This is a genomic window from Xanthomonas hortorum (assembly GCF_040279205.1).
Classification (GTDB): Bacteria; Pseudomonadota; Gammaproteobacteria; order Xanthomonadales; family Xanthomonadaceae; genus Xanthomonas; species Xanthomonas hortorum_F.
Window position 1 is genome coordinate 17511 of the sequence record NZ_JBEOLS010000009.1, and the last position, 19608, is coordinate 37118.

General features: G+C 63.6%; 21 protein-coding genes. 11 read left to right on the top strand and 10 right to left on the bottom strand.

What is annotated here, in order from left to right:
• Nucleotides 1–125 precede the first annotated feature (125 nt).
• The 3 genes from ABS769_RS05845 to rpsU all read right to left on the bottom strand — a co-directional run bounded on the left by ABS769_RS05845 (nucleotide 126) and on the right by rpsU (nucleotide 2117).
• Nucleotides 126–1073, bottom strand: coding sequence for a YihY/virulence factor BrkB family protein (locus ABS769_RS05845; RefSeq protein ID WP_317062440.1), 948 nt, complete (start codon nucleotides 1071–1073; stop codon nucleotides 126–128).
• Nucleotides 1074–1319: 246 nt separating this feature from the next.
• Entirely contained in the window at nucleotides 1320–1766 is a 447-nt protein-coding gene (locus ABS769_RS05850) for a GatB/YqeY domain-containing protein (RefSeq protein WP_317062439.1), read from the bottom strand.
• Nucleotides 1767–1901: 135 nt separating this feature from the next.
• Nucleotides 1902–2117, bottom strand: a complete 216-nt coding sequence (gene rpsU / locus ABS769_RS05855; RefSeq protein ID WP_002808376.1) for a 30S ribosomal protein S21 — start codon at nucleotides 2115–2117, stop codon at nucleotides 1902–1904.
• A gap of 280 nt (nucleotides 2118–2397) precedes the next feature.
• Between rpsU and tsaD the strand changes: the two genes are divergently transcribed.
• From tsaD to ABS769_RS05870, 3 genes are all read left to right on the top strand, one after another.
• Nucleotides 2398–3462, top strand: coding sequence for a tRNA (adenosine(37)-N6)-threonylcarbamoyltransferase complex transferase subunit TsaD (gene tsaD / locus ABS769_RS05860; RefSeq protein WP_317062438.1), 1065 nt, complete (start codon nucleotides 2398–2400; stop codon nucleotides 3460–3462).
• Nucleotides 3463–3548: 86 nt separating this feature from the next.
• Nucleotides 3549–3926 carry a dihydroneopterin aldolase gene (folB, locus tag ABS769_RS05865; protein WP_317062437.1) on the top strand — a complete coding sequence of 126 codons (378 nt, stop codon included), beginning with the start codon at nucleotides 3549–3551 and terminating at the stop codon, nucleotides 3924–3926.
• A gap of 257 nt (nucleotides 3927–4183) precedes the next feature.
• Nucleotides 4184–6355 (top strand): glycoside hydrolase family 3 N-terminal domain-containing protein, encoded by a 2172-nt coding sequence (locus tag ABS769_RS05870; RefSeq protein WP_317062436.1) that lies wholly within the window; start codon nucleotides 4184–4186, stop codon nucleotides 6353–6355.
• Nucleotides 6356–6636: 281 nt separating this feature from the next.
• Here the strand turns inward: ABS769_RS05870 and ABS769_RS05875 are convergent, their stop codons facing one another.
• Nucleotides 6637–7815 (bottom strand): PQQ-dependent sugar dehydrogenase, encoded by a 1179-nt coding sequence (locus tag ABS769_RS05875; protein WP_317062435.1) that lies wholly within the window; start codon nucleotides 7813–7815, stop codon nucleotides 6637–6639.
• A 171-nt stretch (nucleotides 7816–7986) separates the two neighbouring features.
• Here ABS769_RS05875 and yiaA point away from each other — a divergent pair, with 171 nt between their 5' ends.
• Nucleotides 7987–8424: an inner membrane protein YiaA gene (gene yiaA / locus ABS769_RS05880; RefSeq protein ID WP_317062433.1), complete on the top strand. Its 438-nt coding sequence runs from the start codon at nucleotides 7987–7989 to the stop codon at nucleotides 8422–8424.
• A gap of 52 nt (nucleotides 8425–8476) precedes the next feature.
• Here yiaA and ABS769_RS05885 read toward each other — a convergent pair whose 3' ends face one another.
• The 6 genes from ABS769_RS05885 to ABS769_RS05910 all read right to left on the bottom strand — a co-directional run bounded on the left by ABS769_RS05885 (nucleotide 8477) and on the right by ABS769_RS05910 (nucleotide 14750).
• Entirely contained in the window at nucleotides 8477–8809 is a 333-nt protein-coding gene (locus ABS769_RS05885; RefSeq protein ID WP_104551622.1) for a hypothetical protein, read from the bottom strand.
• A 183-nt stretch (nucleotides 8810–8992) separates the two neighbouring features.
• Entirely contained in the window at nucleotides 8993–9490 is a 498-nt protein-coding gene (locus tag ABS769_RS05890; protein ID WP_023905428.1) for a hypothetical protein, read from the bottom strand.
• A gap of 87 nt (nucleotides 9491–9577) precedes the next feature.
• Nucleotides 9578–10885, bottom strand: coding sequence for an APC family permease (locus ABS769_RS05895; RefSeq protein WP_104591718.1), 1308 nt, complete (start codon nucleotides 10883–10885; stop codon nucleotides 9578–9580).
• Nucleotides 10882–11658, bottom strand: coding sequence for a L,D-transpeptidase family protein (locus tag ABS769_RS05900; protein ID WP_317062432.1), 777 nt, complete (start codon nucleotides 11656–11658; stop codon nucleotides 10882–10884). The genes ABS769_RS05895 and ABS769_RS05900 overlap by 4 nt, the downstream gene beginning before the upstream one ends.
• Nucleotides 11659–12243: 585 nt before the next feature.
• Nucleotides 12244–13341: a dipeptide epimerase gene (locus tag ABS769_RS05905; protein ID WP_317062431.1), complete on the bottom strand. Its 1098-nt coding sequence runs from the start codon at nucleotides 13339–13341 to the stop codon at nucleotides 12244–12246.
• The gene (locus tag ABS769_RS05910; RefSeq protein WP_317062430.1) at nucleotides 13338–14750 is read right to left on the bottom strand and encodes an SH3 domain-containing protein; all 1413 of its coding nucleotides are present in this window, start codon (nucleotides 14748–14750) and stop codon (nucleotides 13338–13340) included. The genes ABS769_RS05905 and ABS769_RS05910 overlap by 4 nt, the downstream gene beginning before the upstream one ends.
• A 265-nt stretch (nucleotides 14751–15015) precedes the next feature.
• On the opposite strand from ABS769_RS05910, the gene ABS769_RS05915 reads away from it, so the two are divergent.
• The 7 genes from ABS769_RS05915 (at nucleotide 15016) to ABS769_RS05945 (ending at nucleotide 19586) form a co-directional block, all read left to right on the top strand.
• Complete coding sequence (locus ABS769_RS05915) at nucleotides 15016–15822, top strand: N-acetylmuramoyl-L-alanine amidase (RefSeq protein WP_317062429.1); 807 nt, start codon at nucleotides 15016–15018, stop codon at nucleotides 15820–15822.
• Nucleotides 15823–15919: 97 nt separating this feature from the next.
• Entirely contained in the window at nucleotides 15920–16666 is a 747-nt protein-coding gene (locus tag ABS769_RS05920; protein ID WP_430544180.1) for a M15 family metallopeptidase, read from the top strand.
• Nucleotides 16667–16816: 150 nt separating this feature from the next.
• Nucleotides 16817–17014 carry a CPXCG motif-containing cysteine-rich protein gene (locus tag ABS769_RS05925; RefSeq protein WP_115039547.1) on the top strand — a complete coding sequence of 66 codons (198 nt, stop codon included), beginning with the start codon at nucleotides 16817–16819 and terminating at the stop codon, nucleotides 17012–17014.
• Nucleotides 17015–17151: 137 nt separating this feature from the next.
• Nucleotides 17152–17529 (top strand): hypothetical protein, encoded by a 378-nt coding sequence (locus ABS769_RS05930; RefSeq protein WP_168959658.1) that lies wholly within the window; start codon nucleotides 17152–17154, stop codon nucleotides 17527–17529.
• A 225-nt stretch (nucleotides 17530–17754) separates the two neighbouring features.
• Nucleotides 17755–18114 carry an EF-hand domain-containing protein gene (locus ABS769_RS05935; protein ID WP_043907690.1) on the top strand — a complete coding sequence of 120 codons (360 nt, stop codon included), beginning with the start codon at nucleotides 17755–17757 and terminating at the stop codon, nucleotides 18112–18114.
• A gap of 271 nt (nucleotides 18115–18385) precedes the next feature.
• On the top strand, nucleotides 18386–18790 hold the full coding sequence (locus ABS769_RS05940) for an EF-hand domain-containing protein (RefSeq protein WP_317062454.1): 405 nt from the start codon (nucleotides 18386–18388) through the stop codon (nucleotides 18788–18790).
• A gap of 37 nt (nucleotides 18791–18827) precedes the next feature.
• Nucleotides 18828–19586 carry an HAD family hydrolase gene (locus ABS769_RS05945; protein WP_317062428.1) on the top strand — a complete coding sequence of 253 codons (759 nt, stop codon included), beginning with the start codon at nucleotides 18828–18830 and terminating at the stop codon, nucleotides 19584–19586.
• The last annotated feature ends 22 nt before the right edge of the window (nucleotides 19587–19608 follow it).

Below are 19608 nucleotides of genomic sequence, written 5' to 3' on the forward strand. Positions count from 1 at the left end.
GCTAGGATATCCCAGCCGCTGGCGCTCGCCGGCTTCAGCGAACGAAGGCTCTTAGAGAGCGAAGGCCCTCAGTGCGTCACTACGTGCAGCCTTGCCACACATGGCACAGGCCGCGCCGGGCGCAATCAACTGCGTGCCGGCGTTTCCGGCTGCGGCGTGACGCTCGGTTCGTCGTCCGCCGGCGGCAGGTTGTCCGTATCCACCCCGGCCTCGCGCAGCTTGCGGTGCGAGCGCACGCGCTCGTCGATCACGGCGGTCAGCAAGGCGCCGACGAAGAACACCACTGAGGCGTAGTACATCCACACCAGCAGGATCACCAAGGTGCCCATCGAGCCATACGCGCTGCCGGGTGCCGCCTTGGCGATGTACAGGCCGATGCCGTAGCGCCCCAATGCAAACAACAACGCGGTGATGACGCCGCCGACAAAGGCCTGCCGCCAGTTCACGGTGCGATCGGGCAGATAGCGATACAGAAACGCGAAGGCGAGCGAATACAGCGCCAGGGTGGTGACATACCCGATCGCCGGCAGTACCGAGGGCAGGCGTGCGAACACCACTTGCAGCGCGGTGGTGGCAATCATCGACACGATCAACAAGAAGCCCAGCGCCAGGATCACGCCGAACGAGAACACGCGCTTCTTCAGCCACGCCACGACGCCTTCCAGGCGCTCCTTGTCAGTGCGGAAGATCAGGTTCAATGCGTTCTGTAACTGCGCAAACACCGCGGTGGCGCCGATGAACAGCAACAGCGTGCTCCACAGGCCGGCCAGCGAGCCCACGCCGGGTTGATCGGTGGCATTGCGGATCACCGTGTCGGCGACTTCCGCTGCGCTACCGCCGGCCAGCTGCGCAATCTGCTGCACCAAGGCTTCCTGCGCAGGCGGATACAGCGATGCAGTCAGCCACAGCAGCAACACCAGCAGCGGTGCCAGCGACAGCAAGGCGTAGAACGACAGCGACGCGGCCTGCGTCATCACGTCGATCTCAAGAAAGCGATTGAGCAGTGCCATCGGCAGGCTGCGTTGCAGGCGGCCCAGATGCTTCTGCAGGTGTTCGGTTGAGAGCTTCGTCACCGGCGGGGGAAATCCTTGGGCATACCGTGATGCGTGCAGGGGTGAGAGGACGAAACCGGTATGCGGAATGCTTCGCCCGTGCCTGCATTGGCGGACCTGTTCTAACAGGGCCGAATCGAAGGTCTGGTGAAAGCGGGCGCTGGATGTCGCGCGATGTGGTGCGCACGATGCGGCACCGAGATCCCTGCTTGCGCGGAGATCTGTATTGCCCTGGCAATCAAGCACAGGGCAATGCGGAGGCAGATTTCAGCCTGCCAGACTCTTCTTGACCAGGGTCGAGACCAGGCCCATGTCGGCCTGACCGGCCAGCTTTGGCTTGAGCGCGCCCATCAGCTTGCCGATGTCGGCGGGGCTGCTGGCGCCGGTTTCTGCAATCGCAGCCTGGATGGCGGCGACGATCTCGGCTTCGCCCATCTTGGCCGGCAAATAGCGCTCGATCACCACGATCTCCTCGCGCTCGATCTGCGCCAGGTCTTCGCGCGCGGCGGCTTCGAACTGGGTGACCGAGTCCTTGCGCTGCTTGACCATCTTGTCGAGCACGGCGATCACGGCCGCATCGTCCATCTCGATGCGCTCGTCCACTTCCTTCTGCTTGATCGCGGCATTGATCAGCCGGATCACGCCCAGGCTGTGCTTGTCGCCGGACTTCATGGCGGCTTTCATGTCATCGGTGAGCTGCTGCTTGAGGGGCATGCGGTGACTCCTGAGGTTGCGTGTTGAAAAAAACCAATACAAAAAGCCGGCGACGCTTGCGCGTGCCGGCTCTTGGGTTCGATCCCGATGAGCCGCGCCTACAGCGCATGCCCACCGGCAGGGAACCGCGTTCGATCAGTACAAGCGCTGACGCTTGGTGACGTCGCGCGAGGAACGACGCAACTGACGCTTCACAGCAGCGGCAGCCTTGCGCTTACGCTCCTGGGTCGGCTTTTCATAGAACTCGCGCTTGCGGGTTTCGGCCAGCACGCCGGCCTTTTCGCAGGTGCGCTTGAAACGGCGGAGCGCAAATTCGAAGGGCTCGTTCTCGCGGACTTTAACGCTGGGCATGGGTTCTCCAGATAATGGGATTTCCGTCCGGGAGCCCCGGGCGGGTGCGAGCGGACTCGCGTGACGGAATTTCCGGGTTGCCCCGGCGAGCCGCGCATTATAACGACTTGCCAACGACCTGCAAGCCCCCTGCAAGATTTGCTTCTGCAGGCCAATAAGAGCGTGCGTTTTGGCCTGATCCGGCAGCGATCGCACGGCGGCGTAGCATATCTCCTCTGGCCAATCTGCGCAGCGCAAAAGCTGCGAAAATAGGCCGCATGTGCCTGTCTGCCGAGTTGCCGTGAAAGTTCTTGGGATCGAATCATCGTGTGATGAGACCGGTGTGGCGGTCTACGACACCGCGCTGTCCGGCGTGCCGGCGTTACGCGCGCATGCGGTCTACAGCCAGATTGCGCTGCATGCCGAATACGGCGGGGTGGTACCGGAGCTGGCCAGCCGCGACCACGTGCGCAAGTTGCTGCCGCTGATCCGCCAGACCCTGGACGAGGCCGGCTTGCGCATCGACGAACTCGATGGCGTGGCCTATACCGCAGGCCCGGGCCTGGTGGGCGCACTCCTTGTAGGTGCCGGTGTGGCGCGCTCGCTGGCCTGGGCGCTGGATGTGCCGGCGATCGGTGTGCATCACATGGAAGGTCATCTGCTGGCGCCGTTGATGGAAGACGACCCGCCGCAGCCGCCATTCGTGGCGCTGCTGGTCTCTGGCGGCCACACCCAACTGGTGTCGGTCAAGGCGCTGGGGTGTTATGAAGTGCTCGGAGAAACGCTGGACGATGCAGCCGGCGAGGCCTTCGACAAGACCGCCAAGATGATGGGTCTGCCGTATCCGGGCGGCCCGCAGCTCGCTGCCCTGGCCGAAACCGGCACACCGGGACGCTATAAATTCTCGCGACCGATGACCGACCGGCCCGGCCTGGATTTCAGTTTCAGCGGGCTCAAGACCCAGGTGCTGCTGGCCTGGCGCGCCAGCGACCAGTTCGACACCACGCGCGCGGACATCGCGCGCGGGTTCGAGGATGCGGTGGTGGAGACACTGGCGATCAAGTGCCTGCGCGCGCTGGATGCGGCCGACTGCAACACGCTGGTGGTGGCCGGTGGCGTGGGTGCCAACAAGCGCCTGCGCGCGCGGCTGCAGGAGGCGGCGCAGCGGCGCGGCGGCCGGGTGTGCTTCCCACGCCCGGCCTTGTGCACCGACAACGGCGCGATGATCGCCTTCGCCGGCGCGCTGCGGCTGGAGGCCGGCGAGCGCGCCGATGCGGCGGTGCATGTGACGCCGCGCTGGGATATGGCTGCGCTGCCGCCACTCGTGGCGGCGCGGGATTCGGGAGTTGGGATTGGGGATTCGTAAAAGCCCTTTCCTTCGCTTCATGTGCTCCGCTCTTGCCAATCCCCAATCCCCAATCCCCAATCCCCAATCCCCAATCACGGCTCCCCATGGACAAAGTTTTTATCGAAGGCCTGGAAATCGATGCGCTGATCGGCATCTACGACTGGGAGCGGCGCATCCGCCAGACGCTGCGGTTCGATCTGGAGATGGGGTTCGACAACCGCATTCCGGCCACCAGCGACGACATTGCCGACACGCTGAACTACAAGGCGGTGAGCAAGCGGCTGATCGAGTTCGTGCAGGCCTCCGACTTCGGGCTGGTGGAAACGCTGGCCGAGCGCTGCGCGGCGATCGTGCTGGACGAGTTTGGGGTGCACTGGCTGCGGCTGAAGCTGAGCAAGCCGGGTGCGGTGCGCGGGGCGCAGGCGGTGGGGGTGATCATCGAGCGCACGCGCGTTTCTGCTGACGTGCCACCTTCTCTATAGGGTGTATCCGCTCCCTGGCCTTACAGTAGCGCTCGGTGTTGTCGGCGGCTGGGCCGTCTGTAGGTTCCGGGCGCCCACCGATGGCAGGTATTGAGCGGTTGCGGTGGCGCGGGAGCGACTGCAAGGCAGGTCGTCATTTTGCCGTCCAACGTCTGCCAACGGGGCTGAATATCAGCCTGAACAGGCAGAAGAGTTGCATCCTCGCGGTCGCGTCAGGCTAGAATTGACGGCCATGTAAACGTTTTCTCAAGGATCTCATGGCTGCTGATCGCATCGAAACCCTGATTGCCCAGATGACCGTCGAAGAGAAGGTCGGACAGTTGGGTGTGTTCGCCGACATGGTGCGGCCGTTCGCGCCGGACGTGAATCCCGAAGCCAATGTGCTCAACGCCGACGAGGTGCTGCAGCAGGTCCGGCAGGGCCGGGTCGGCTCGCTGTTCAATGGCGTTGGCGCCGCGCTGGGCGTCCAGATCCAGAAAGTGGCGGTGGAAGAAAGCCGTCTGGGCATCCCGGTGATCCTGGCCGCCGACGTGATCCACGGCATGCGCACGGTGTTCCCGATTCCACTGGGCGAAGCGGCCAGCTTCGAGCCGGAACTGGCCGAGCGCACCGCGCGCGCCACCGCGATCGAAGCGACCGCCGCTGGCCTGCACTGGACCTACGCACCGGCGGTGGACATTGCGCGCGATCAGCGCTGGGGCCGTGGCGCGGAAGGCGCCGGCGAAGACGTGTTGCTGGGCGCGGCGTTTGCCGCCGCCCGCGTGCGCGGTTTCCAGGGTAGCGATCTCAAAGCCGCCGATTCGCTGTTGGCCACGCCCAAGCACTTTGCCGCCTATGGCGCGGTGGCGGCGGGCATGGAATACAACACCGTGGACATCGCGCCGCAAACCTTGCGCGATGTGCATCTGCCGCCATTCAAGGCCGCCTTCGATGCCGGCGCACTGACCGTGATGTCCTCGTTCAACGACATCAACGGCGTGCCAGCCAGCGCCAACCACGAGTTGCTGACCGAGATCCTGCGCGGCGAATGGCAGTTCCCCGGCGTGGTGATTTCCGATTACACCGCCGACATGGAATTGATCGCGCACGGTTACGCCACCGATGAGCGCGATGCGACCAAAAAAGCCTTCCTGGCCGGCCTGGATCTGAGCATGCAGAGCGGCTTTTATGCTGCGCATCTGCCGTCGCTGGTGGAAAGCGGCGAGGTGCCGATGGCCACGCTGGATGCGAGTGTGCGTCGCATGCTGCAGCTCAAAGAAGCGATCGGCTTGTTCGACAATCCGTATCGCTCGCTGGATCCGGCACGCGAAGCCGATACCGCGCATCTGCCGGCGCACGATGGGTTGTCGCGCGATGCGGCGCGGCGTTCGATCGTGTTGCTGAAGAACGACGGCGACGTGTTGCCGTTGAAGAAAAGCGGACAGCACATCGCGCTGATCGGGCCGTTCGTGCAGGACCGCGAGAATATCGAGGGCTGCTGGACGCTGTTCGGCGACAAGGAACGCTATGTGACCCTGGAGCAGGGCGTGCGTGCGGTGGTCGGTGGTGAGCATCTGAGCGTGGTGCCGGGCTGCGGCCTGGAAGAGCCGCTGCCGGGCGGGATTTCCGCCGCCATTGATGCGGCGCAGGCCGCCGATGTGGTGGTGCTGGCGCTGGGCGAGCCGCAGCGGTTCAGTGGCGAGGCGCAGTCGCGCACCGAGATCGTGTTGCCGCCGGCACAGCAGGCGCTGGCCGAAGCCATTGCCGCCACTGGCACACCGATGGTGGTGTTGTTGCGCAATGGGCGCGCGCTGGCATTGAGCGGTGCGGTGCGCGATGCCGATGCGATTGCAGTGACCTGGTATCTGGGCACGCAGACCGGCACCGGCGTGGCCGATGTGTTGTTCGGCGACTACAACCCGTCTGCGCGGCTGCCGATCAGCTTCCCGCAGGTGACCGGGCAGCAGCCGTATTTCTACAACCATCTGCGCACCGGCCGCCCGGAATTGCCGACCTTGTCCGAATACAAGGCGCGCTGGCGCGAAATGCCCAACGAGCCGTTGTATCCGTTCGGGCATGGCTTGAGTTACACCACGTTTGCGTATGCGCCGCCGCAGCTGAGCAGCGCGCAGGTTGGTTGGGATCAGGCGCTGACCATCACCACGCGCGTGACCAATACCGGTCGCGTTGCAGGCGAAGAAGTGGTACAGCTGTATGTGCACGATCGCGTGGCCAGCCGGGTGCGCCCGGTGCGCGAACTCAAGGGCTTTCGCAAGGTGTTGTTGCAGCCTGGCGAAAGCACGGACGTGGTGTTTACCCTTGCACGCGATGCGCTGGCCTTCACTGACCCCAAGGGCGTATTCGGCGCCGAGCCGGGATTGTTCGATGTGTGGGTCTGCGCATCGGCCAAGAGTGGCGAGGCAGTGACCTTCGAGTTGCTGGAAGGCTGAAAGCGTGTCCTCCGAGGAAGCCGGTGCGTTTGGAGCCGCCGCTTTCGGTTGACCGTATGTCTAACGGCTGGTCATCACCAGTTTGCGCTGATGCAGTTGTCAGCAAGAGCGTTGCGTTTGGCCAAGCCGACGCAATGCAGCGCAAATCGCCACCCAAGCAATTCGCTTGATCGTCACCATCGCCAGCGCTCAACGAGCGCATGGCGATGGTGCGAGTCATCACTCCGTGCTGCTACCTGACGCAGCACGCATTGGCGCAGCGATCCAGGCGATGCACCAACTTACGCATCGTTCTCGACTGCGGCTTTGCTCTTGGGTGTCAGCTTGAGCAAACGCCCGGTGCTGCCACTGGCTTCGTCTTCCAGCAACCACAGCGCGCCATCTGGCCCTTGTTCCACTTCGCGGATACGTGCGCCCATGTCGTAGCGGGCCACTTCGCGCGGCTGATCGCCGAGCGAGACCTGCACCAATGCCATCGACGACAACCCGCCGATGAAGCCGTTGCCGCGCCATGTCGGGAACTGCTTGCCGCTATAGATCACAAAGCCGGCCGGCGAGATCACCGGTGTCCAGCTGATCTTGGGCGCGGCGAATTCCGGGCGGGTGTTGTGGTCGGGAATCGGGGTGCCGTCGTAGTTGTCGCCATTGGAGACGATCGGGTAACCATAGTTGGCGCCGCGCTGGATCAGATTCAGCTCATCGCCGCCCATCGGGCCCATCTCGTGTTCCCACAAGCGGCCCTTGCTGTCGAACGCGATGCCCAGGATGTTGCGATGGCCCAGCGACCACACTTGCGCGGCGACACCGCCTTGCGCAACGAAGGGATTGTCGGCCGGCACGCTGCCGTCGTCATTGAGCCGGATCAGTTTGCCGAGATTCGCTTTCATGTCCTGCGCGGGGGTGAATTTCTGCCGTTCGCTGGAGCTGATCCACAGTTTGCCGGCCTGATCGAATGCCAGGCGGTGCCCGAAGTGTCCATTGCCGGTGACCTTGGGGTCCTGACGCCAGATCACCTTGAAGTCCGACAGCGTGCCGCCGCCGGTGGCATCCAGGGTCAGTTTGGCCCGCGCCACGGCACCGCCGCGTGTATCGCCTTCGCCTGGTTCGGCATAACTCACATAGACCAGGCCATTGCGAGCAAAGCGCGGGTGCGCGAGCACGTCGCCAAAGCCGCCCTGGCCGCCGTAGGCCACGGTCGGGATGCCGGTGATGGCGCTTTTGCGCTTGGTCTTGGGATCAAGCCGCATCAGCGAGCCGCGTTTTTCGCTGACCAGCAAACTGCCGTCAGGCAGGAAGGTCATCGCCCAGGGTTCGTCGAAATCGGCAACGGTGGTGGCCTGGAATGGCCACTGCGCCTTGGGAATGGACGCCGCAGGTGCGGCGGCGGGCGCGGCAAATGCGGCGCCGGTGGTGAACAGCGTGGCCGAGCAGGCCAGTGCAAGCAGACGTCGGACAGACATGTGGTCCTCCAGGGGATAAGGCGCGGTGACGCTGCAGCCCTCCCGCAACGTGTCCCGCGTCGGGTTTTCAAGTACCTTACACGACGCCTTCGAGGCCGCCTTGTCGTAGATCACTTTCTCTGTGAGACGTGTGCGTCCCACCTTCCTGCTCCACCATGAAAAGGAGTTTCCATGGTTGCCACGCAAAAAACCTCGCCTGCTTTTATCGCCGCATCCTGGGCCGCATTGCTGCTGGGCAGCACTGCCTACCTGATCGGGTTGTGGAATGCGCAGATGATGCTCAACGAAAAAGGCTACTACTTTACGTTGCTGCTGTTTGGCTTGTTCGCATCGGTGTCGCTGCAGAAGAGTGTGCGTGACCGCGCGGACGGTATTCCGGTGACGGGACTGTATTACGCGATCTGCTGGTTCTCGCTGATCATCGCACTGCTGCTATTGGCGATTGGCTTGATCAACGCGACCTTGTTGCTCAGCGAGAAAGGCTTTTATGCAATGGCGTATGCATTGAGTCTGTTCGGTGCGGTTGCGGTGCAGAAGAACACGCGCGATGCGATGGATGTCGACAGCAGGTTGCCTATTTCGCGCGCGGCACCGCCGCCACTGGACTGATGCCTGACCACGCTGAAACAACAACGCCACCTCGACGGTGGCGTTGTTGTTTTCAGGGCTTTGACTTGCTATCGCCGGTGACAAAGTCCGTCGCGTTTTCCCAGGCACGCTTGACTGCGTGACGGGCCTTGCTCCAGCTCAAACCTTCGGTGCCGCGATTGGCTTCCCATTCGCGGTGCAATTCGGCTTCTACCTGGTCATAGGCACGCGCGTTTTCACGGATACGTGCTTCATGTCCTGCCAAGTAGGCGCCCTCGTAATCTTCGTAACGGTCACCTTCGGTGTAATACGGCTCTTCGGTGAAGCGCTCACGCCAATAGTTGGATACGTTCTGGCTGCGGTCTTCGTCCGGCGCACGGCCTGGAATCTGATACGGCACGTTCATGCTCGTCTCCACGGTGAATGTGCCAGCTACCGTAGGTGGACAGGTGTTAAATCCGTTGCCAGGGCAGGTGAGGAGGGCATCAAGGCGTCGGGTCGAGGTGAGTTCCATAAAACCGGTCCGGCTTGCGATGCTGAAACCAAGGTCCCTTGCAATTGGCCGGCTGTCGCCCGTCTCCGACCGCATTCAAGTCGCCGCCGATGCGGCCTCGTAGGGCAATGGTGTTGCACCCGCAGCCACCAGGCTGGTTTCGGCATGCAGCAGCGACGGCTCGTCGGCATCGATGATCACCAATACGCGCCCGGCCTGAATTTCCTCTTCGAACTGGCGACGAATCGGATCGGGTACGGTGGCCCCGATCAGTGCAGACGACCAGGTGCCGACCAGCGCGCCTGCCAGCGCCATGACGCCGGCCCCGGCAATGGTGAGGCCGATGGGAGGCACTGCGATGGCAACCAGACCGGCGACTAAGCCTGCGGCACCGCCCGTTGCGGCGCCACGCGCGGCAGCGGGAAGAAAATCGGTCTTGGCATTCTTGCGCTCGTCAGGCACGTCTTCCAGCTCGATATCCGAACGGGCAATCAGCGACAACGCATCGTTGTCGATGCCTGCGCTGCGTGCGGCCTGCATGACGCGTTGCGCACTAGCGATATCGGGTGTGCTGTAGACACGGCGCAGTTTCATCGCAAACTCCCATGCAGGTAAGAGCTGCAGCGTTAGGTGCGTGCAGTTAGGTGTGCGTGAGCCCTGCGCGAGTGTGTTGCGAAATCCTTAGACCTGCTTGCGTGGGAACAGATAAAACGCCCAGCCCACCAGCAAGGCGATGCCGGCGGCGGCCAGATTCTGCCAGCTGGCACTGGCCAGCAGGCCAAGCGACAACAGCAGTGCGGCGATGGGAATGGCTGGCCCACCCGGTAGACGCAAGGTGTCGGTACGTTGCCGGTAACGACGCGCCAGCACGATGACCGCTGCAGCCGTGCCGATATACGCAAACAGCCGCGTGACCATCGACAACAGCGCCAGCTGCGTGAACGACCCGGACAACGCCAATCCAAGCGACAACACGCCTTGGGTGATCACTGCCGCTGCAGGGGTGTGGAAGCGCGGATGCACGCGCGCCAGAAATGCCGGGCCATACCCATCTTGTGCGAGCGCGAACAAAAAGCGTGGCCCGAGCATCACCGTGTTGCTGGTGGTGCCGAGGATGGAGATGGTGGCGCCAACGGTGAGAATCAGCGCCAGCGCTTCGCCACCGAAGCGGCTTGCGGCATCGGCCAACGGTGTAGGCGAGGCGGCAAGATTGGGCAGCGTGCCTTGTGCGACGACTTGTACCGCTGCGTAGATCAAGGTCACGGTGACGATCATGGTGATCAGCGCAAACGGCACATCGCGACGTGGATTGCGGTATTCGCCAGCGGCAGCAGGAATGTTTTCGAAGCCTGCGTAGGCGAACAGCAACAATAAGGCGGCTTCGCCTAGATTGCCCAGGTCGCGCAAGTCCGGCGTGGTGCCGGCGAAGGCCCACGACCAATCCACATAAAACAGGCCGATTGCCACGAACAACAGCAGCGGCACCAGCTTGCCGATCACCAGGGCGATGCCGGTGCGCGCGGCCGATTTCACTCCGATCACATTGATGGCGGTGAGCAATCCCAATGAGCCGACCACCACCAGCAGACGTGCCCACTGCTCGGTGGCGACGGTCGGCCAGAACCGCGCGACCGCGTCGGCCAGGCCGTTGCTCAATGCGGCTGCCGAACTGATGCGGGTGAGCCAGATCATCCAGCCGATCTGAAAACCGACGAAGGGGCCGAACGCCTCGCGCGTGTATAGGTAACTACCGCCTGGCGTATCAAAATAACTCGCCGCCTGCGCATAGCACAACACCAGTAAGGCCACCGCCAGGCCGGCCAGCATCACCGCCCACAGGCTCATTGGCCCCAGCAGCGCGGCGGTGGCCGCCGGCAGCAGATAGATGCCGCTGCCGATCACATCGTTGATCGACAATCCGACGATCTGCCAACGGCTGACGACGCGCACCAGCCCAGTGGAATCGGGAGCCGGAACCGGTGTGTTCATCGTGCGGCGTCCTTCAACTTGGGCAGCTGCCACTGTGCTTGCAAGCGTGCGTATTCGGCACGCGGCAACAGCACGAACAGCGGTTTGTCGTCGGGCTTCAACCAGGCCAGCAGGCGTTGCATATCGGCCGGCGCCATGGCGGTGCAACCGGCGGTGAACTGGCCCGGCGTGCGCCATAGGTGGGCGAAGATGCAGCTGCCATGACCGGGGATCGCGTTGGGGTTGTGCGCGATCACGAAGCCTTCGCTGTAACGTGCATCGCCGGGATGTTGCAGATCCAGGCGCATCGGTTCGGTCGACCCGGCCACCGCTGCCTCACCGACCTGTGCGGCATCGACGATGCGGTTGTACAGCGGCGAGCTCGGTACATCCATGCAGTAGTTGGTGGCGGTCATCGCCTGGTACGGCATCGTGCTGTCGATACTCGGGGCATAACCGAAGGCAGGGCCGATGGCGAAGACACCGGCCGGGCTGCGGCCGTCGCCTTCGCGCTTCTGCAGGCCTTGCGTCTGTGCAGGATGCAGGCCATCGCCCCAGGCGCTGCCATGGCGGCCCAGCGCCACCGCAAACCCTGGTGCGGCCGGTTGCCAGTGGCCATCCACACGGGTAAATGTCTGCAGGCGCGCCTGTGTGCTGTTCCAATCCGGTGTGGTCACCACGATCAATGCGCGCGCTCGATTCAGCGCATCGATTGGACTGGCAGCGACGGCAAGGCTGCTGCAGCTTGTCAGCGCCAACAACGCGACGGATCGAAACACGGTGGCAAGGCGCATGCAGGCTCCGGAGGAATGGGTCTGGCAGGGGTGAGCTGCGTTGAGTCGATCGGTCGTTGGCGGCGACAGTGCGGTGCCTCGGCACTGCATCACGGACCAACACCTTATCGCTACTGTACCCAGCAATGCGGCTGTGTGGCGCATGCGCGCGCGATGTTTGTATGCGTGCTTGGCGGCGCCGGCTTAAGACCGAGAGGTTGCGGTTGTCTTGGCGTGGTTGGACAGTGCGGATAGATCACTTGCAGAGCGGCTGATCTGCGGGTTTGCTGCAGGGCCCTTGCCCGCCCACCATCGCGGGACACGCCGCAAGTACGTCCGTGTAGGCTCTTACGCGGCATCCATGCCGCGTAAGGTCCCGCGACGGTGGACGGGCAAGGACCAGTGGAGATGGTCGTTGTGTATGTTTTCAACAACGCAACCGACCCACTCTCTGGTGCGGTGTCCTCGCCGCTTGCGGGACCGTGTGGCGGCATGGATGCCGCCACCGAGCCTCTACGGACGGATTTACGGCGTGTCCTGCGAGCGGCGAGGGCACCGCGCGCTCGACAGACCGACCGACGCGGCTTGGAAATATCCAGCTGCGCTTTAATCCGACAACAGCTCCAGTCCGCGAATGCGTCGGATGCCCAGACCCGGCGAGTCGTCGATATGGAGTTGCGCTTCGTCGAAGTGCACGCCGCCCTCGGTGGGATCGAACTGCCCGAGTGCGGGCGCATCCAGATCCGCCAGGGTGATGCTGTCGGCCTTGGCCACGGCCAGATGTACCGCCGCCGCCACGCTGATGCTGGATTCGATCATGCAACCGATCATGCACGGCACGCCATATAACGCTGCGATATCGGCGATACGGATTGCGTTGGAGAGTCCGCCGGTCTTCATCAGTTTGATGTTGACGATGTCGGCGGCGCGGCGCTGGATGAGCTCGATCGCCTGGATCGGCGAGAACACGCTTTCGTCGGCCATCACCGGCGTGTCGATCCGCGCCGTGACGAAGGCCAGTCCGTCGATGTCGGCCGCCTTGACCGGCTGCTCCACCAGCTCCATCACGATGCCTGCGTCTTCCAGCGTGCGCATCGTGCGCACCGCCTGTTTGGGCGTCCAACCCTGGTTGGCATCCAGGCGCAGCGATGCGCGGCCAGTGACCGCCGCATGGATCGCCTTGATGCGTTCGACATCCGAATCGCCGTCTTTGCCGACCTTGATCTTCAGCGACCCATAGCCGCGTGCGAGCGCGGATAGCGCATCGGCCACCATCGTGTCGATGGCATCGACGCTGATGGTGATATCGGTGGTGATGCGCGGCGTGCCGCCACCGAGCGCCTGATATAGCGGGGTACCCAATGCCTGCGCCCACAGATCGTAGAGCGCGATTTCCACTGCCGCCTTGGCGTTGGTATTGCGCTCCAGCGCGTGTTGCACCAGCGCACATAGCCGGTTGAGATCGGCCACGTCCTGGCCGATCAACTTCGGGGCGATGCACTGTTGGATCGCGGCGACGATAGAACCATGCGTATCGCCGGTGATCGGTGCGGTGGCCGGCGCTGCGCCATAGCCGATATGGCCGCTGTCGGTCTGCAACAGCACCACCACATCCTCGATCGCCTGCACGGTGCGGACCGCGGTCTTGAACGGAGTTTTCAACGGCACGCGCAGCATGCCGAGGCGGAAGCCGGTGATCTTCATGGGGAGCCAATCGGTGCGATGCGTTGGATGCGGGTGATGTGATCGACAAACGGCGTTCCGTCGCTGGCGAGCAGTGGCAGCAGCGGGGTGACCGATACGCCGTTCAAGCGCGCGCGCTGCACGCTGCCATCGGCCGCGCGATAGTTGGCGCCTGCCACATCGTGGATGACCCACGGTGCACCATGTTCATGCCCGATCACCAGCATCACATGGCCCGGGATATAGAGCAGGTCGCCTACCTGCAGTTGTGCGAGTTGTTGCAGGCGTTGCGGCAATGGCGCGCGCACATCGAACGGCACGTTACGTAACGCCGGACTACGCGCCTGATCGCCGGTATTGCGCGGCAACGCGATGCCGAGGCTGCGATACACATCCAGCACGAAGCCGCTGCAGTCGCGCGCGTCGTAATCGTTGCCCCAGCCATAGCGTTCGCCAAGGAATTTGAATGCTTGACGCAATAGCCCTGCATGCGTGGCCGGCAACGGACCAGTGCGCGCGTCGGCACCGCGCGGGATCAGTGCCGGCACCAGTTGCAAGCTGCCTTGTTGGTTGCGCAGTGGCAGTTGCACGACATAGGCTGCGAGCGGCAACTGCCCGTTGACCGGCTGTTGCGGTGGCCAGTCATTGAGCAGCGGCACGCTGGTGCCCATGTCCAGCGTCAGCGCAGAAATTGCCGGTAGTTCTGGTGTGTAAGCGCTTTGCACGCGTGCAGCGGTGACCATCACGCGTGGGCTGCGTTGTGCGTAGCCCAGCACTTCGGCGCGTGTACCGATTGCGAGACGATCACTGGCGACCCATGCGGCGTAGTTGGCGGCCAGTACGAATTGCCATGCGCCATCGGCACTGGTGTGCAACACCGCCACCGGCGTGCCGGGGTAGAGCGCCGATTCCTGGAAGCGGTCGATATCGTGGTCGTCAGTGGTGGTGAACGCACGTTGCGCAGTTGGGAAGGTGCGTAGCGCGGTGCGCCGCACCACCAGCGCGAAGCGTGGCGTTACCTGGGCGGGGAGTGCATCCAATGCCAGTGCGTGGCGCAACGCGGCCAAGCGTGTTGTGTCGATGGGCTGTCCGTCCGCGCCGTACAACGCACGCGTTGGCGTGGCCGACAGTTTCTCGATGCGTGCGCGTACATCGGCAGCAGGGAGAGCTTCGGGCAGCTGTGACAGATCGTGCATGGAGACATCGTCACGCAGCAAGCGCGCATTGAAGCTGGCGATCTGTGCGGAAGTCATGCGCAGCGTTGGTGCGGTGCGACTGCGTTGGATCCAGTAATCGGCTGTCAGCTGCGCATCGCTGATCGCAAATGGGGCCGTCTGCTGCACAGGAACGGCATGCGTTGCCGGAGCCGCACTGCAGGGCAGGCCGGTGACCAGCAGCAACAACGTCAGCAGGCGGCGCGACAATGGCATGAAGAAGGCTCTTGATGGATGTAGCGACTGACGAGGTGCTGTGCGAGAGACCAATGCTGCAAGCGCATTCTGCACCTGCGACGAGCGCAATGGATTGCAGTGTACGCGTGGCGCATGCCGCGGTGCCTACCGCGCTTGCAGCGCTGCTCGCGGCCGCTGCAACTTCATGACGCTCGGCAGATAATGGGTGCACCGCGTGCGGTGTCCATCCAGGCGCAGGCACGGCGCATGTCTTTGTCGTTTCGCCAGTCACCCGGAGAGTCCGATGTCGCCCACTACCACCCTGTCGCCATCGCTCTGGCTACGCGCCGCGTGTTGCCTGGTCGTGCTGTCGTTGGGTGCTTGCGCGCATGCGCCGCAGCGCAATCCGCTGGCCCAGTGGGTGCCGTCGCCCAATTACGACACGCGGCGGCCGATCCTGATCGTGCTGCACTTCACCGACCAGCACTCGGTGCAGCAAAGTCTGAGTACGCTGCGCGGGCGTAACAGCGGTGGCCGGGTCAGTGCGCATTATCTGATCGGCGACGATGGGCAGCGTTATCAGTTGGTCAGCGACGACCAGCGCGCCTGGCACGGCGGTGCCGGGCGCTGGGGCACCATTACCGACATCAATTCCGCTTCGATCGGCATCGAGCTGGACAACGACGGCAGTGAGCCGTTCGCGTCCGTGCAGATCGACAGCCTGCTGGTCTTGCTGGACGACCTGTGCACGCGCTTGCGCATCCCGCGCACGCAGATCGTCGGCCATGAAGACGTCGCGCCGACGCGCAAGAACGACCCCGGCCCCCTGTTTCCCTGGAAACGCCTGGCCGACGCCGGATTCGGCCGCTGGCCCGTAGCCGACGCCCCGGCTGCGCCGGCCGGTTTCGACCCGTGGCAAGCGCTCGCCCTGCTCGGCTACAGCGTCGAGGATCCCGCCGCGACGCTGCGCGCCTTTCACCACCACTATCGCGGCAACGATGCACGCACATTGGATGCTGAGGATCTGCGCATTCTGTACGCGTTGACCGGACCACTGCGGCCACCAAGCCTGCCTGGCGCTGCCGAGCCGCTTGAGGGCGATGGACCGTAAGCGGATCCTGGTCGAAGTGGCCAAGCCACCTCTTCGGCAATTGGGTAAAGATCGGCGAATGGCGCGCGTCGTTTGCGGCTTGCACAGGAGTAAGACCATGCAGAAAACCAAACTGTTACAAAATCAGCGCCGTGACTGGCCGCAGGCGATCTGGAGAACGTTGCTGATGATGGTCGCGCTACCGTTTGCCGTAAACGCAGCCGAGGTGCGTGTTTCGCCAGCGCAGACACCCGCACAAGCCGGCCTGATCGATGTGCGCAGCCTTGCGCCGGAGATCGCGGTGGACATGCGCTATGCGGGCAGCAACAACTTCACCGGGCGTGTGGTGCCGGGGTATGCGGCGCCGACCTGCTATCTGCTGCGTCCGGCGGCGGAGGCGTTGGCGCGGGTGGCGCGTACGCTCAAGGCCCAGGGATATCGGCTGCAGGTGTTCGATTGCTATCGACCGGTGCGGGCGGTGCAGGCGTTCGTGGCCTGGGCAGGGGATCTGCAGGAGCAGGCGAGCAAGGCGCAGTACTACCCGCGCGTGGACAAGCGCGCGCTGCTGGGCGATTACATCGCCGAGACCTCCGGCCATAGCCGCGGTGCGACGCTGGATCTGGGCTTGCTGGATTGCCGATCAGGCCAGTGTCTTGCGGTCGATATGGGCACCGATTTCGATTTCTTCGATGCGCGTGCGCATACCGATGCACCCGATATCGGCGCCGCGCAGCGGGCGAACCGTCAGCGCTTGCTGCGTGCGATGGCGGCGCAGGGCTTTGCCAACTATCCGATGGAGTGGTGGCACTTCACTCTGCGTCCCGAGCCCACGCCCGACACTGCGTACGACGTTCCGGTCAACTGATCGGGCACGAAGCCGCTGCGCTGTCGCCGGTGGTCGTGGGCGCTCGGCAGCGGTCAACGCCGCTCGTACACTGCGCGTGCTGCCCGCCATCCGCGCGCTGCGCGTGGCCTGATTGCCGCGTAGCGTAAATTGCCACTTCAAGGAACTGTCATGTCCGACCCGGAACGTTTTGTCGATATCGCCTGCCCGTATTGCGGGGAGTGGATCACGCTCACGCTGGACCTGACCGGCGGCGATCAGCATTACATCGAAGATTGCCAGGTCTGCTGCAAGCCGATCTCGGTGAGCGTGCAGTGGGACGACGAGGGCGAGGCGCAGGTGAGCGCGCGCGGGCAGGACGATGCATGAGCGTGGCTTGTCGCACGATCGAGTAAGCGGTTTGCCCAGCCAAACCCCATTCGCGTGACCGGTCGTTCCTGCGGGTCTGGCAGGGATCGGTCGCCCGCAGCCGCTAGACTGATGCGCCTGCTACCCGGATCGTCACGATGAATTTGTCTCTGCACTTCGGCCTGCTCGGTTCGCTGGAGGCTGGTTTGATCGCGTTGGTGCTGGGTGTGCTGGTGTTTGCGGCAGTGGAGTACAGCGGGCGGCGCCTGCAGTTCACCCATGGGCACACGCTGGGGATCGCCTGCCTGCTCGCAGTTGCGATCGGCGCCGGTTACGACATCTGGAATCTTGTCTACACCAGCATCGTGCGGCTGGAGTCGCCGTTGTATGCGCGCATCGCGTTGGCCAGGATCCACGATCCCAACGAGCTGGGATCGCGTGTGGTGCTGGAAGTGTTCGGCGCGATTGCCGGCGTGGTACTGGGTTGGAAACTGTTCAGCTCCGGGAGCTGGGACGACGCGCCGCCGAACGCCTGACATCGCCCGAAAAAATGTGTTGGAGTTCGCATATTTTCCTGCATTGAATGAGCCACTTCTGTTTGGCTCATCGAGACCTAACAGATGGCTAGTCGCAAATATCCGCGCTGTGGTTAAAAGGATGTTTCGCGCAAATTTAGGGTGGGTTTTGTATTCATTCGCGCTAGGTAGGGTGATGCCATGCGCGGCGATACCGTGCATTCCCAAGCCAAGGAGACCACCCAAATGAAGAATCGCAACCGCATCTCGCTGCTCGCTGCCACCGCCGCCCTTGCTGCCGCCTTGGCGCTACCGGCCATGGCGCAGAGCACGCAACAGGATGCCGCCGCGACATCGGCCCAGTCGGGAAGTTCTGCCACCACTGCGGCACAGCCTGCACAGTCCGGCGGCGGCCAGACCTGGGCGAGTGTCGACACCGATAGCAGCGGCGCCATCAGTACACAGGAGGCTCAGGTCAACGCTGGGCTTGCGCAGATCTTCAACGACGCCGACTCCGACAAGGACGGGCAATTGACCCCGGACGAGTACAAGGCGTTTGTCGTCAAGCAGCAGGGCGGCGCAGCGAGTGGGTCGCAAGGCAATTAAGGCAGTAGGTTGCAACGCAAGTGAGTTTGTTTGCTGACAATTTCCAGATATCAGGAGGCAGCTTTCGCAGTAGCAGGTGTTTGATCAGCAGTTGTCGTTTGATCCGTGGCATCGCTTCTGGATGCCCGGTATGAGCAAGTAACAGGATGGACATGCGGGAGCGATCTGCCGGGGTCGCTCCCGTTTTCTTTACGTCTGCCTCGCTACGGTGGTGTGGCCTTCTGCCCGGTCTTCTTTCATGTTTCAGTTGCGCATCGTCTTGTTGGTCGGCTTGTCGAGTCCATTGCTGGCGCTCGCCGCGCCGCCAGAGCTGCCCACCGTGGCGCCATTGCCGTCGCCGACGGCATCCAATACCGCTGCACCGGCGATGTCGCCATTGCCAATCGATCCACCAACGCCTGCCAGCACGCCATTGCTGCCTGCCGATGTGCCCGGGTCATCCACTGCCAAAGGCGGCGCAGAGGCGTCGCTCGCACCGCAAGCAGGCGTTCTGGTGCCACGCAGTTTTCGCAGCCTGGACAGCGATGCCGATGGGTCGCTGACGATGGCCGAAGCCAGCGCCGACCCGGTTCTGCGCGAGAACTTCGCCGGTTTCGACAGCAATGGCGACGGGCGCCTGTCGCGCGATGAATTCGTCAGCTACCAGCCTGGCCCGGGCGATGCCGCAGGCGACTGAGCACAGCAACGCTCCAGTGCGCTGCTAGACTTGTGCGATGACCTCTTTTGCACAGCGCGACGGCCAGGCGATCCAACTGGTCGGCTTCGATGGCGACGATACCCTCTGGAAGAGCGAGGACTATTACCGCAGCGCCGAAGCGGATTTCGAAGCGATTCTGGCCGATTATCTGGACCTGGGCGACAGCCGCATGCAGCAGCATCTGCTGACGGTGGAGCGGCGCAATCTCAAGGTGTTCGGTTACGGCGCCAAGGGCATGACGTTGTCGATGATCGAAACCGCGATCGAGCTGACGCAGGCGCGCATTGCCGCGCGCGACATCCAGCGCATCGTCGAGATCGGCCGCGCCACGCTGCAGCACCCGGTAGAGGTGATTGCCGGCGTACGCGAGGCGGTCAGTACGATCGCCGCCGACTATGCGGTGGTGCTGATCACCAAGGGCGATCTGTTCCATCAGGAGCAGAAGATCGAGCAGTCCGGTCTGGCCGATCTGTTTCCGCGCGTCGAAGTGGTCTCCGAAAAAGACCCCGAGACCTATGCGCGCGTGCTGGGCGAGTTCGACCTGCCGGCACAGCGCTTTGTGATGATCGGCAACTCGTTGCGTTCGGATGTGGAGCCGGTGCTGGCCATCGGTGGCTGGGGCATCTACACCCCGTACGCGGTGACCTGGGCGCACGAGCAGGAGCATGGCGTGGCCGCCGACGAGCCACGGATGCACGAAGTGCCCGATGCGGCCGGCTGGCCGGCGGCGGTGCAGGCGCTGGATGCATTGGCCCGGCAGCACGCGCTAAGCTAAAAGCGGCGAACAAAATCACTGC